The 12,793-nt window shown below is 66.1% G+C and carries 10 protein-coding genes and 2 tRNA genes; 3 read left to right on the top strand and 9 right to left on the bottom strand.

All coding sequences use genetic code 11. From position 1 onward, the window contains the following. Positions 1–315 precede the first annotated feature (315 nt). Positions 316–390: transfer RNA gene (locus AC1DGW_RS02190), tRNA-Val, on the bottom strand. 149 nt (positions 391–539) lie between these two features. Next, entirely contained in the window at positions 540–2,555 is a 2,016-nt protein-coding gene (gene uvrB / locus AC1DGW_RS02185) for an excinuclease ABC subunit UvrB (protein WP_478019034.1), read from the bottom strand. A gap of 222 nt (positions 2,556–2,777) precedes the next feature. Between uvrB and AC1DGW_RS02180 the strand changes: the two genes are divergently transcribed. Further along, positions 2,778–3,287 carry a GspH/FimT family pseudopilin gene (locus tag AC1DGW_RS02180; RefSeq protein WP_478019033.1) on the top strand — a complete coding sequence of 170 codons (510 nt, stop codon included), beginning with the start codon at positions 2,778–2,780 and terminating at the stop codon, positions 3,285–3,287. A gap of 81 nt (positions 3,288–3,368) precedes the next feature. Continuing rightward, positions 3,369–3,445: transfer RNA gene (locus tag AC1DGW_RS02175), tRNA-Asn, on the top strand. Between the two features lie 96 nt (positions 3,446–3,541). Here the strand turns inward: AC1DGW_RS02175 and AC1DGW_RS02170 are convergent. From AC1DGW_RS02170 to AC1DGW_RS02145, 6 genes are read right to left on the bottom strand one after another with little or no spacing between them, the layout of a single operon-like run. Next, a complete protein-coding gene (locus AC1DGW_RS02170; RefSeq protein WP_478019032.1) occupies positions 3,542–3,946 on the bottom strand; it encodes a type IV pilin protein in 405 nt (134 codons plus the stop codon). A gap of 2 nt (positions 3,947–3,948) precedes the next feature. Beyond that, positions 3,949–7,653, bottom strand: coding sequence for a pilus assembly protein (locus tag AC1DGW_RS02165; RefSeq protein ID WP_478019031.1), 3,705 nt, complete (start codon positions 7,651–7,653; stop codon positions 3,949–3,951). A 2-nt stretch (positions 7,654–7,655) separates the two neighbouring features. Then, positions 7,656–8,207, bottom strand: a complete 552-nt coding sequence (locus tag AC1DGW_RS02160) for a pilus assembly PilX family protein (RefSeq protein WP_478019030.1) — start codon at positions 8,205–8,207, stop codon at positions 7,656–7,658. Then, positions 8,204–9,064: a PilW family protein gene (locus AC1DGW_RS02155; RefSeq protein WP_478019029.1), complete on the bottom strand. Its 861-nt coding sequence runs from the start codon at positions 9,062–9,064 to the stop codon at positions 8,204–8,206. The genes AC1DGW_RS02160 and AC1DGW_RS02155 overlap by 4 nt, the downstream gene beginning before the upstream one ends. Then, positions 9,061–9,549 (bottom strand): type IV pilus modification PilV family protein, encoded by a 489-nt coding sequence (locus tag AC1DGW_RS02150; RefSeq protein ID WP_478019028.1) that lies wholly within the window; start codon positions 9,547–9,549, stop codon positions 9,061–9,063. The genes AC1DGW_RS02155 and AC1DGW_RS02150 overlap by 4 nt, the downstream gene beginning before the upstream one ends. Continuing rightward, the gene (locus tag AC1DGW_RS02145) at positions 9,546–10,079 is read right to left on the bottom strand and encodes a GspH/FimT family pseudopilin (protein WP_478019027.1); all 534 of its coding nucleotides are present in this window, start codon (positions 10,077–10,079) and stop codon (positions 9,546–9,548) included. Before AC1DGW_RS02145 ends, AC1DGW_RS02150 begins: the two co-directional genes overlap by 4 nt. A 140-nt stretch (positions 10,080–10,219) precedes the next feature. Between AC1DGW_RS02145 and AC1DGW_RS02140 the strand changes: the two genes are divergently transcribed. Beyond that, positions 10,220–11,224 carry a sensor histidine kinase gene (locus tag AC1DGW_RS02140; RefSeq protein ID WP_478019026.1) on the top strand — a complete coding sequence of 335 codons (1,005 nt, stop codon included), beginning with the start codon at positions 10,220–10,222 and terminating at the stop codon, positions 11,222–11,224. A gap of 82 nt (positions 11,225–11,306) precedes the next feature. Here AC1DGW_RS02140 and ppnN read toward each other — a convergent pair whose 3' ends face one another. Next, positions 11,307–12,695, bottom strand: coding sequence for a nucleotide 5'-monophosphate nucleosidase PpnN (ppnN, locus tag AC1DGW_RS02135; RefSeq protein ID WP_478019025.1), 1,389 nt, complete (start codon positions 12,693–12,695; stop codon positions 11,307–11,309). Positions 12,696–12,793 lie beyond the last annotated feature (98 nt).

Genomic DNA, 12,793 nt, shown 5'->3' with positions numbered 1-12,793 from the left:
AGGGCCGTGGCGGGATCTGGCGTCAGGAGTGGGTAGTGCTCATGTCGCACACTCGGCCGGCGTTTCCGCGGGCCACCTTTTCCGGAAGGAGGTCGGGCACGATGGTAAACCAATCGCGGTCATTTCGCCTCCATGCACGTTCGAGCGCCCTTTCGCCGGTCACGCGGCGAAGCGTCGCCGACCCGATCAGGCCCGGGACATGAAAAGCCATCGGAAACGGCCTTCACAATCGCCTGCCGGCATGCCACCCAACGCTGGATCACGGAAACAAAAAACCCGGCATCTGCCGGGTCATTGATCCACTCCTCACCGGAGTGGTGGGCGGTACAGGGTTCGAACCTGTGACCCCTACCATGTCAAGGTAGTGCTCTACCGCTGAGCTAACCGCCCTTCGCGTCGCAATCAATTGCTCGTTGCGAGGGCGCGTATCTTAGTCCAGCGATCGGGGGAAGAGCAACAGGTTTCTGGAAAAATTTTCACATCGTCCCTCCCCGCCCCTCTTCTCCCTGGACAACACACTCCGGCAAGCACCCGCCGCATCAGCCGAGGCTCGCCTCCTTGAGGCGGTGGATCTGGTCGCGCACCCGCGCCGCGTCCTCGAACTCCAGATCGCGCGCGTGCTGGTACATCTGCTGCTCCAGTACTTTGATGCGGGCAGCGGCCTGGGCCGGATCGAGCGCCCTGTAGTCGGCCTCGGGCTCCGCCACACGACGCCCCTTGCCCTTGCCACCGGACCTGGCCGGCCCCTCCTCGTGCGCCCCCTCGAGGATGTCGGTGATCGGCCGCGCCACGGACTTGGGCACGATGCCATGCGCCTCGTTGTACTCGACCTGCTTCTGCCGGCGACGGTCGGTCTCGTCGATGGCCGCCTGCATCGAGCGGGTGATCCTGTCGGCATAGAGGATCGCCTTGCCGCGCAGGTTGCGGGCGGCGCGGCCGATCGTCTGGATCAGCGAACCGGTCGAACGCAGGAAGCCTTCCTTGTCCGCATCCAGGATCGCCACCAGCGAGACCTCGGGCATGTCCAGGCCCTCGCGCAGCAGGTTGATGCCGACCAGCACGTCGAACTTGCCAAGGCGAAGGTCGCGGATGATCTCCACGCGCTCGACCGTATCCACGTCCGAATGCAGGTAGCGCACGCGGATGCCGTGCTCGCCGAGGTACTCGGTGAGGTTCTCGGCCATGCGCTTGGTCAGCGTGGTGACCAGCACGCGGTCGCCCATCCTGATGCGCTCGTGGCACTCGGACATCAGGTCGTCGACCTGGGTGCCCACCGGACGGATCTCGACCTGCGGGTCCACCAGGCCGGTCGGGCGCACCACCAGCTCGGTGATCTCGTCGCCCGATTCGCGCAGTTCATAAGGGCCGGGCGTGGCCGACACATAGATGCTGCGCGGCGAGCGCGCCTCCCACTCCTCGAAGCGCAGAGGGCGGTTGTCCAGCGCTGACGGCAGGCGGAAGCCGAATTCCACCAGCGTTTCCTTGCGCGAGCGGTCGCCTTTGTACATCGCGCCGATCTGCGGGATGGTCACGTGCGATTCGTCGATCACCAGCAGCGCATCGGCCGGCAGGTAATCGAACAGGGTCGGCGGCGGCTCGCCCGCGGCCTTGCCCGTCAAGTGCCGCGAGTAGTTCTCGATGCCGTTGCAATAACCGACCTCAGTCATCATTTCCAGGTCGAACTGGGTACGCTGCGCAAGCCGCTGCGCCTCGACCAGCTTGTTCTGCGCGTACAGCAGTTCCAGCCGCTCCTTCAGCTCGGCCTTGATCGTCTCGATCGCCGCCAGCACCCGTTCGCGCGTGGTGGCGTAGTGGGTCTTCGGGTAGATCGTGTAGCGCTGCATCCTGCGCAGGCTCTCGCCGGTAAGCGGGTCGAACATGCTCAGCTGCTCCACCTCGCCATCGAACAGTTCGATGCGCACCGCCTCGCTGTCCAGTTCGGCGGGGAAAACATCGATCACCTCGCCGCGCACGCGGAAGGTGCCGCGCTGCAGCTCGTATTCGTTGCGCGTGTACTGCAGCTGGGTCAGGTGGTTGATCAGGTCGCGCTGGTCGATGCGCTCGCCCTTGGACAGGATCAGGCGCAGCGACAGGTAGTCTTCGGGCGCGCCGAGGCCGTAGATCGCGGACACCGTGGCGACCACGATGGCATCCGGCCGCGACAACAATGTCTTGGTCGCCGCAAGCCGCATCTGCTCGATATGCTCGTTGATCGAACTGTCCTTCTCGATGAAGGTATCCGACGCCGGCACGTAGGCTTCGGGCTGGTAGTAGTCGTAGTAGCTGACGAAGTACTCCACCGCGTTGTGCGGGAAGAATGACTTGAATTCGCCATACAACTGCGCCGCCAGCGTCTTGTTGGGCGCCATCACCAGGGTCGGCCGCTGGATCTGCTGCACCACGTTGGCGATGGTGTAGGTCTTGCCCGAACCGGTCACGCCCAGCAGCGTCTGCTTGGCGATGCCCGCCTCGAAGTTGGCGGCGAGCTTCTCGATGGCGGCCGGCTGGTCGCCTGCCGGCGAATAGGGCGATACGAGCTGGAAGCGGTCGGACATGGCGGCGTCGGCGGTATGGACCGGCAAGTATAGCCAGCGCACGGATGACGGCCGGCTGAGGATGTTTCCCATGCCAGCCGACCCCTGCGGCCGATTCCCGACATCGTCGCCACCATCCAGTCTGGCTGCAGGCGCGCCGCGCGCCGCTCCATGGGAAAGCCGGACATGGCCTGGACGCCCCTCACCCCACTCCCTGCCCCATCGTGCCCGCACCCGCGGGGCATGAGCCTGCTGGAAATGCTGGTCGGCACCTTCATCCTGGCGACCCTTGCCGTCATCGCCCTGCCATCCATGGACGACCTGATCGAACGGCAACGCACCCGCGCGGCGACCCACACGCTGCTCAACAACCTCGCCCTGGCCCGCCTCACCGCGGTCAGCAGGCGCAGCACCGCCGCGCTCTGCCCCTCAACGGATGGCATCACCTGCGCGCGCTCGACCGACTGGAGCAATGGCTGGCTGTTGTTCCTCGATCGCGACGGCAACCACCAGCCCGATACCCCGGGCGACATCGTGCGGCAGGACATTCCCCCGGCGTCGCACCACCTGCGGGTGGTCAGCTCCGCCGGACGCAGGCAGGTCCGCTACCTGCCCGACGGCCGCAGCGCCGGCAGCAACCTGACCTTTTCGCTCTGCAACGCCAAAGGGCAGTTGCTGGCAGCGGTCATCGTCAACAACGCCGGCCGCGCACGAAGCGAACGCCCGAAGACGCCGCGGGCCTGTCCAAGCTGAAGCGTGCTCCGCCGAAAGCGGCCCGATACGGGCACCGGGGACTTGCATGCCCCTGCGGCGCTGCGTAGAATGCGCCTCCCCGCCCGAATAGCTCAGCCGGTTAGAGCACTTGACTGTTAATCAGGGGGTCGTTGGTTCGAGTCCAACTTCGGGCGCCAGATAAAGAAAAAGCCTGCGATCACTCGCAGGCTTTTTTATTTGCCTGGCCGACCTCCTGTCGGCCCACGCTCCCCCACACGTGCCGCGCTGCCGGATTACCAGCAGCCAGGGCTGCTGGGGGATTTGACGCCCAGCTGGTTGATGCTCAACGTCCCGCACGAATCACCCGACTGCTTCCCCTGCGGCGCGGCGGACACCGTGTATGTCCGTGCCTGGACCTGCCTTTGCAGGTTGTAGTAACGCAGCGCGTCGCTATCGCACGAAGCGGTCAACGTGGCGATATTCGGAGCCGCCGCGTAGCTCAGGTCGGTCGTGTACACGCGCTCCAGCCTCTGCGCCACCGCCGCCACGCAGGCGGCACCGGCCGCCCGGCGCGCCTTGCGCATGTGGTCGTTGTAGCTGGGCAATGCGATGCTGGCCAGTATCGCCAGTATCGCCACCACCACCATCAATTCGATCAGGCTGAAGCCGGATTCCCGGGCATATCGTCCACTCTTCATTCTCAATCTCCCTTCAGATCGCGCCACGATACCCGCTCCCAACGCGGAGGAATCGTCGGCACAGCCACGATCTCGCCGTTGCTGCCCGCCACCAACATGACGCCGCGCATCAGGTTTGGCAACGTGGGCATACCCACGCCCGCGTCCACCGAGCCGACCGGCAGGTTGTTGACTGTGTCGCTGGTCGAGGAGTTCCTGTCCAGATCGAAATAGGAACTGCCCGCACTGGTCCCGGTAAACGCATCCAGCGCATTGATGTAGCCGCGGCCATCCGCATCACAGGCATTGCCGGTGGGTATCATGCTGGCGGTAAGCAGGAAGCTGGAAACCACCTGCGCATCCTGCATGATCCGCTCGCCTGCTTCGGGCAGGTCGATATACCAGCCCTTGGACCCGGCTGGCAGACTGGCCTTGCCCTGGAAGGCCCGCACCGGGTATCCGCTCGAGGTGCCCGACGTCACCTGGACGGTGCGCTGGGTCAGCTCGGAACGACTCACCGCCGTGCCCGAGTCGATGAAGCCATACATGCTCTGCACGTTGACGTTGCTGGAATCGGCATCTTCGGTCGTGAGGTAGCGACCGGTACCGAAGAACACCCAGCGCTTGTTGGTCCACGGGTGCGTCGCAACAGTGACGCCGGCACTGATCGGCTGCGCCTTGCCGGCCGCGTCCTGGGCCGTGAACAGCCGGGTCGCGCTCCATGCAGCAGACGAGGTATTGGTCAGGTCGAACTTCCATACGTTGCCGAGCATGTCCCCGGCATACACATAGGCCAGGGTCTTGCCATCGGGACCGTAGACGCCGGTCGGCGCGGAAAGACCGTTGGGCGCGGCGGACGAACCCGCACCGGTATCGATCTCGCGGATGACGGCACCGGTTTCGGCGTTCAGCACGACGAGCACGGCCCGGTCGTGACTGCTGTTGACGCCGTTGCCGAAAACGACCGCGGCATTGCTCGTCCCCTGCACATTGGCCAGGATCGGCCTGCCCAGCACCTGCCCCATGTTGCCAGCCGTGGTTTCCGAACGCTCCCACAGGGAGACGCCGCTCGCAGTGGCCGACGCCGGCGCGGTCACGTTCAACGCATACAGGCCCTTGCCGCCCCTGCCGAGGCTGCCCACCAGGATGTTTTTGTTGGGCGTCAACGTGCGGTTGGTCACGACCACCGGACCATCGACGAAGAACTTGTGCGAATAGTCGCCCCGGCTCAGCGTGGCGAGCTGGGTGAAATTGATGATGTTGGGCACGTAGGCGAACAGTTCCTGGCCGCTGGTGCCGTCGAAGGCATGCAGCATGCCGTCGTTGGCGCCCACGTACAGGGTATCCGTCTCCTTCACGTAGAAGGGGGAGGAACCAACGATGTCTCCCAGCACGGTGTTGGGCCGGTTGCGCAGCAGCCCGCCGTTACGCTCCTCGTTGCTGCTGTCGCCCTTGATGTACGCGGCGTTGTTCGCGCCCGTCACCGCGTAGTCCGCCGGCCCGCCGACGCGCGCCAGGGCCGCCTGCTGGCTCGTCGTGGGGAAGGTCGCACCGTAGGTGAACACCTTGCGGGTGGCCAGCGATGGAATGCTGGACGTCCAGCCACTGCCCACGCCGTCGCGGGTCACCGTCTGACCCTTCACCGTGCCGGTCCAGGTGCCGGATACATAGCTGGCACTGAACACCTTGGAGCCGGCATTGAGCGATGCGGAGTTGGTGGCGACGTTGGAGAACGACCCGGTGCGCTGGGCGATCGCCGCAAGCGCCTTGCCCAGGCCCGCGGTGAACTCGGTAGGACTGGACGCGGCCACGAACTGGCCATGGCCATTGACCGCGGCGTGCAGCAGATCGTCGATGCGCCGCGCGTTGTCCGTACCGGGATTGGCGGTATCCGGGTCGGGCCATGCCGGGTTCGCCGGTACGCTGTCGACGCTCGACCAGCCCATGGTGGTCTTCAGGCCGATCGAGATGCCGAACGTGACCATGTGCTGCCAGAACGCCGGGTCGGCGTCCGTCGTCGGCACATTGTTGTTGTCCGGCTTGGTCGAATTCCCCATGTAGTCTTCGGTACGGAGATCCGTCTTCCAGTACTTCATCGCCACGTCGGCCAGCGTCTTGGAATAGCTGTCGCTGTAGGGCGCCGCGGCCGTATACGTATAAGTCTTGTTCTTGGGGCCCTTGATGGCACTGCCATCGGTGCCGTCGGCGTTGCCGCTGTTGACCGTCGAGGTATTCCAGTAGCCATCGGTGGTCAGGATCGAGAAATTCTGCCGGCAGGACAGCTGGTCGCTGCCCGACTCGGGACCATAGGGCCCGCTCGAATCCGAACGGCTGAAATAGCTGCCGGCATCGTCCAGCGCCTGCTGCAGCGGCGTGCCATTGCTGGCCCCGGCGGCGAACAGCCGGTTGTACCAGGTCGAGCGCGACGTGGTGTTGGTGCTGCCGGCCACCGAGGGATCGGCCACGTTGTTGACGAAGCGCCCGTCGTTGCCGTCGGCGACCGGGATATCGAACGTGTTGCGCCCCCAGATGGTGCGGAACCCGACGCGAACCTTACTGTTCAAGGGGCTGAATGCCTCGGCGGCGCCGGCCTTGGCCGCCTTGGTGCGGGTGCGGTGATAGGAGTACCAGGTGGCGAAGTTGGCCTTCTCGTCTGCCACCGTATTGGTCGAACCCGTACGCGATGCAGGCAGCGCCGCGGTGCAGTCGATCCAGCCATAGCCGCTGTTCTGTCCATCACAGCTGTTGGTGGTGTAGCGCTGCGCGGAAATCTGGTAACTGGTGCTGTTGTTGGTGGCGCGCTGCACCCTGACCGTGTACTGGCCGGCGACGGTCGCGGGCACCTGGCAGAATCCGGAACTGTTGGTCCTGGAAACGCCGGAGCAGACGGTATTGCCGGAGGGGTCGTAAACCCAGTAGTTGAGGGTCCGGGAATTGTTCGAACTGGTGTTGTCGATGGTGATCTCGAGCACCACGCCCGCGGACACGGAGGCCAGCCGGTTGTCGACGGCCGTGTTGTTGGAAAGGGTGCCGGTGGCCGTATTGCTGCCCCCCACCTGCACCGTCTGCTTGGCGGTGGTCACCACCGTGCCGTAGACACCGCGCAGGATTCCCCCGTTGCCGGACAGGATCTGGTAGCGGTAGTAATTGGACACGCTGGAGAGATAGGACGCGCTGGTATTGGCGGTGTCCTTCGGCACGTAGAACGTCTGGATGTTGGCCGACAGATCCTTCGAACCGCCATTCGTCCCGGCGCCGGAATGCGTCACCACGAGGTCACTGCTGTAGACCCCCGTATAGCTCATGCCGCCCGTCAGCCGATTGCCATCGGCATCCATCCATGGCTTGTAGGTCACCGCCGGGTTGTAATACAGCGTGTTGGTCGCATAGCTCTGCATGTACAACATCGAGTTGTCCAGCGTCTCGCTGGTGACGCCGGTGCCCGTGGACACACCGTTGGCGTCGGGCCGGCTGCTGAACGAGCCAGGGCCGGTGATCTGGGTGACATCCTGGTTGTTCATGTTGCGCCAGGCCATCGACCCCGAGTCATCCAGGATGAACAGGATGTTGGGGGCGACGCGCGCCGCCGTGGTCAGCGGGTCGTCAGGAATCACGATGCCGGCGTTGACCGGCAGGGCCAGCATGCTGGCCAGGAATGCGGCAGGACCCGCCCACCACTGGCGCATGGCCGGCTGCGACGTCCCATGCTTGGAATGCTTGCGCTTCATGATCATTGCCCCGGCGATGGAGTGCGGCTGGCGACATTGGCCTGCAGCAGGACATCCGCCCGCCCGGCGGAACGACTGCGTGCGGTGATGCGGAAAAGTGGGCTCTCGCAATCCGGGGACGGCGGCAGGCTGTCGCAGTTCCCCTTGTATCCGGGCCCAACGCCCAGGTACTCGATCCAGTACTGCGGCGGCGCAGCCAACCGGGTGTCGTATGTGCCTGCGGGCAGGCTCGCCCAGACCGGGCTGGCGCCGGTCGGGCAGACGCTGGTGCTGGTGCAATCGGCAGCGGCCGGGATCGTTCCCGCCTCCCAGGCGGAATTTCCGGCCAGCACCACGTCCTGCGCATAACGCAAGGCCGTTTCGGCGCCCTGGAAGGCCAGGCTGCGGTCGCGCATGTTGGCGCTCATGCGCTCCTGCATGGCCGAGCTGCGCAGGATCGCGATACCCAGCACCGAAAGTATCAGCAGCAATATCATCACCACCAGCAAGGTGATGCCCTGCTGCGCCCGGCTCGCCGCCAGGCTGGGGCCGCCCGCGCCGACGGAAAGACTCATAGCGTACGACTCCGGAGACTGAAGATATTGGAGGAATTGCGGGTCAGTGCACTGCCATCCACGTCACGCCCATTGAGCACCATGTCCGCACGCACACTGATCACGGTGGACCAGTCCGCGGGCGTGGCCGTATAGCTGGTGCCCCCTTGCTGCAGGTACGAGAAGGCGATCGACTGCACGCCATCGGTGACTTCCTCGGCGGCACCGCCGAAGCGCGAGACGTAGAGCGAGCTGCCGCCACGGCCATTGGCGGCCACGAACCAGCGCGCGCTGCGCAACCGCCCCACCACCACCGAGGAGGGCGGCGCATGCTGGTCGACCCCCGGGTTGTAGCCGCCCGGCAGCGCGGCGAACCCGAGGGTGCTGCTGCTGACGCTCGTGGCCTGCACCACGAAGCTCTTGCGCGCGTTGCACAGCAACAGCCAGTCGCCGACCTCGAACTTGTCCGTGGCATCGGACACCTGCGTTGAATCCAGGGTGACCGAGGTGGCGGTCGAAGCCGTGACCTTGTAGGCCGCATCCTCGCCCGAGACCACGGTCAACTGGGTGGCGTTACCGGTAATCGGAGTGTCGCGGAACGCGTCGGACTGGGCGCCGGAGCTTTCCACGACCGAGGCCGTGGAACACGCCGAACCGCCGGCCGAGCGGATGTCCTGCGACATCACCTCGAAGGCAACCCGCGCACTCTCCTGGATGCGGTTCAACCCTTCATTGGCACGGTACGAGTTCTGGTTGGACTGGAACACGACGAATGCCGCGCCCAGCACCAGCAACCCCAGCACCAGCGCGATCATCAGTTCGATCAGGCTGAAGCCGCCCGAATGCCGGCGACCCGCACGGTAAGCAAAACGGCTCATATGCGCACCTCGGTGGCCACCTGGCGGGTACTGCTGCCGCCGGCACGCTGGTCGTCCCACTGCACCGTGATCCGGAAACGACTATTGCCCAGCGCCTCGATCCTGCCGCAGGTGCTGGTATCGCCGGCCGTGCCGATGGTGCGCTTGAGCGCGTTGATCCAGGCCGCCAGATCGTTCTGTGCCAGGCTTCCGCCGGACCCTGCGGTACAGGTCATGGCCATCGCATAGTTGCCCGCATTGAGCCGGTTGGCGCGCATCGCCTCGGCGATCGACGTGGTCTGCATGACCGCCTGGCTGCTCTCCAGCGAGCCCTGGCCGCCGCGCAGCGCGAGCGCCTGCATCGCGGCGATGCCGAGCAGGCCGACGCCGAGGATCAGCACCGAGATCATGACTTCCAGCAGGCTGACGCCACGCTGCTGGCGGGGCAACCGCCGCCCTGGCGATCGGCGCGGACCGTGGACCGGACCGCGGACAGCGCTGTTCATGGACATGCTCCAGCTCCGTTGTGCTTGCTGGTGGTGACTCCGCCGCCGACCATCATGGTCACGACGCGCTGGTTGTCGCCGACGCTGCTGACCGGCAGGCAGACCGTCATGCTGGCCTGCGCATCGAGCAGGCCCGTCGGGCGGAAACGGATGCCGGCGGCCGGCCCGGCGACCTGCATGTCGCCCGTGACCGACGAATCGCGGATCACCTCGTCGCTGCCACTGGTAGTGTCGCGACCGGTCACGATCCACCGGCTCCAGTCGGTCGTGCTGGCGCAGCTCGTACCATTGTCGCTGCCGCAGACCGTGACCGCCGCATTGCGGCGGATGGCCTCCGAACGCGCCAATTGCAGAGCGGTGACCAGCTCGGTGGATGCGGCGCTGAGGCGATTGGCGGCGATCAGCCCCTGCATGGCAGGCACGGCGACCGCGGCGATGATCGCCAGTACGGCGACCGTCACCATCAGTTCGATCAAGGTGAACCCCGCCCCTGCCAATGGCCGCGGAGTTCCAGCATCCCGTCGCGACATGACACTCCCCATGATTGTCCGGCCCGACAGTAAGCCCTGCGAGCGCCCCGTTCCATACAAAGGCGACGAGCGGACCGATCACGGGCGCCAGCGGTAGCCCGCGCTGGCTATGATCTCGGTTCCCCGCCCAGGCTGGTGCCGTGCCGCATCCCCATCGCCCGATCGACATCCTGCTCAGCCCCTCGACCTTGATCGCGGTGGTCCTCGCCGGCGAGGCACTGGCCGGGCTGCTTGCCCTGTCGCCGGCACCGGTGGACGACCGGCTGGTGCTGTTCGGGCTGGCATCGCTGGGCATCCAGTGGGCGACCCTCGGCACCCTGGCCCTGGTCCACCTGCTTCGCCCGGCGCTGGGCCGGCTCGGTCCCCAGCCGCTGGCATGGGCCTGCCTGGGCGTGCTGCTGGTCACCACCCTGTTGATGGCACTGGCCGCCTGGACGCTGATGAGCTTCCGCCACGTCGAGGTGGATCACGAAGGCGCCCTGTTCGTGCTGCGCGCGCTGGCATTGGCGCTGGTCGCCGGGCTGCTGGTATTGCTTGCATTCCAGAACCACTGGCGCGTCCGGCAACTGGCATTGCGCGCAAAACAGGCGGAACTGGAGGCCCTGCAGGCGCGCATCCATCCGCACTTCCTGTTCAACACGCTCAATACCGGGGCCGCGCTCGTGCATCAGCAACCGCAGAAGGCCGAGCAGCTGCTGCTGGACCTGGCAGATCTGTTCCGCGCGGCCCTGACCGACTCGCGCCAGGTCCCGCTGCGCGAGGAGGTGGAACTGGCCCGTCGCTACATCGCCATCGAGCAGCTGCGCTTCGGCGCGCGGATGCAGGTGGAATGGGCGTTGCCGGACGCGCTGCCCGACCTGCAGGTGCCGATCCTGTCGATCCAGCCGCTGGTGGAGAACGCCATCCACCATGGCGTGGAACCCTCCGCCGGGCCGTGCAGGCTGCGGATCGCCATCCAGGCCGAAGCCGGGGGCGCCATGATCACGGTCAGCAATGACCTGCCCGCCGCCACGAGCAGCATCCACCGCGGCCACAGCGTGGGGTTGCAGGCGTTGCGCGCGCGGGTGCAGATGATGGGCGGCGACGTCCACACGGAGATCGCCGACCGGCGCTATCTGGCCTCGTTGCGGGTGCCGGCCGGCTGAGTGCGGGCACCGGGCCGGCAGCCGCGGCGGACCAAGCCCGATGCCCAGCGGCATCGGGCCCGCGCCGCAGCGGCGCGCCGGCTCAGGTCACGACCTGGTAACAGGGGTGATACTCGCCGGATATCTTCATGCGCCGCTGTTCGACGAAGGCACGCAACAGCGCGTCCAGCGCCTGCATCATGTCCGGGTCGCCATGGATCACGAACGGCCCGGACTGCTCGATCCGCTGCATGCTGTCCTCCTTGACGTTGCCGGCGACGATGCCCGAGAACGCGCGACGCAGGTCGGCCGCCAGTTCCGGTGCGGGACGACCATGGTGCAGGTCCAGCGCGGCCATCGCCTCGTGCGTCGGCACGAACGGTTGCTGGTACTCCCTCGGGATTTCCACCGACCAGTTGAAGAAGAACGAATCCTTGTGCGCCAGCCGGTACTCGCGCACCCGCTTGATGCCCTGCGTCATGCGCCGTGCCACGGCGACCGGATCGCCGACGATGATCTCGTAGCGACTGGCCGCCTCCTCGCCCAGGGTCAGGCGGATGAACCGGTCGATCTGCTCGAAGTACGGCGCAGCGACGGTCGGTCCGCTGAGGATCAGCGGGAACGGCAGCGCCTTGTTCTCCTCGCGCAGCAGGATGCCCAGCAGATACAGGATTTCCTCGGCGGTGCCGACACCACCTGGGAACACGATGATGCCGTGCCCCATGCGGACGAAGGCCTCCAGGCGCTTCTCGATGTCCGGCATGATCACCAGGTGGTTCACGATCGGGTTCGGCGATTCGGCCGCGATGATGCCCGGCTCGGTGATGCCGATGTAGCGCGTATTTGTCTTGCGCTGCTTGGCATGGGCGATCGTCGCGCCCTTCATCGGGCCCTTCATCGCACCCGGGCCGCAGCCGGTGCAGATATCCAGGCCGCGCAGCCCCAGCTCGTAGCCGACCTGCTTGGTATACAGATATTCGTCGCGGGAAATCGAGTGGCCGCCCCAGCACACGACCAGGTTCGGCTCGCTCGGCTGCAGGATGCGCGCATTGCGCAGCACGCCGAACACCGCGTTGGTAATGCCCTCCGACGTTTCCAGGTCCGAGGCATACTCCGGCCCCAGCTCGATGGCCATGTAAGCCAGGTCGCGCACGACCGAGAACAGCAGCTCGGCGATGCCGCGGATGATCTCGCCGTCGACGAAGGCCATCGCCGGCGCATTGCTCAGGTCGATGCGGACGCCGCGGTCCTGCTGGGCGACCTGGATGTCGAAATCTGGATAGAGATCGCGCGCGGCGCGCGGATCGTCCGACGCGCTGCCACTGGTCAGCACCGCCAGCGCGCAGCGCCGCAGCAGCTCGTGCATGCCGCCGCTGGAGGCGTCGCGCAGGCGTGCCACCTCCGCCCGCGACAGCACGTCCAGACCACCGCGCGGATAGATCCGCGCGTCCTGTACCGGCAGCGCGCGCGCCACCGTTTCTTTCGTCGTCATTTCCATCATCGGTCCCGTCTTCTCAGTTGGTCGAATGTAGCGCTGCCCCCATGAAAAGGAAAACGGCCGGGTTTCCCCGGCCGTTCTCCTGTTCCGTA

It is taken from the genome of Stenotrophomonas sp. 05N423 (assembly GCF_056397145.1).
This window is presented reverse-complemented; position numbering and strand designations above follow the sequence as displayed.

Coding starts and splice junctions, on each gene's coding strand:
- AC1DGW_RS02170 (WP_478019032.1), bottom strand. CDS start 3,946: ATGAAGAGTGGACGATATGCCCGGGAATCCGGCTTCAGCCTGATCGAA.
- AC1DGW_RS02180 (WP_478019033.1), top strand. CDS start 2,778: ATGAGCCTGCTGGAAATGCTGGTCGGCACCTTCATCCTGGCGACCCTT.
- AC1DGW_RS02155 (WP_478019029.1), bottom strand. CDS start 9,064: ATGAGCCGTTTTGCTTACCGTGCGGGTCGCCGGCATTCGGGCGGCTTC.
- AC1DGW_RS02165 (WP_478019031.1), bottom strand. CDS start 7,653: ATGAAGCGCAAGCATTCCAAGCATGGGACGTCGCAGCCGGCCATGCGC.
- AC1DGW_RS02145 (WP_478019027.1), bottom strand. CDS start 10,079: ATGTCGCGACGGGATGCTGGAACTCCGCGGCCATTGGCAGGGGCGGGG.
- uvrB (WP_478019034.1), bottom strand. CDS start 2,555: ATGTCCGACCGCTTCCAGCTCGTATCGCCCTATTCGCCGGCAGGCGAC.
- AC1DGW_RS02150 (WP_478019028.1), bottom strand. CDS start 9,549: ATGAACAGCGCTGTCCGCGGTCCGGTCCACGGTCCGCGCCGATCGCCA.
- AC1DGW_RS02160 (WP_478019030.1), bottom strand. CDS start 8,207: ATGAGTCTTTCCGTCGGCGCGGGCGGCCCCAGCCTGGCGGCGAGCCGG.
- ppnN (WP_478019025.1), bottom strand. CDS start 12,695: ATGACGACGAAAGAAACGGTGGCGCGCGCGCTGCCGGTACAGGACGCG.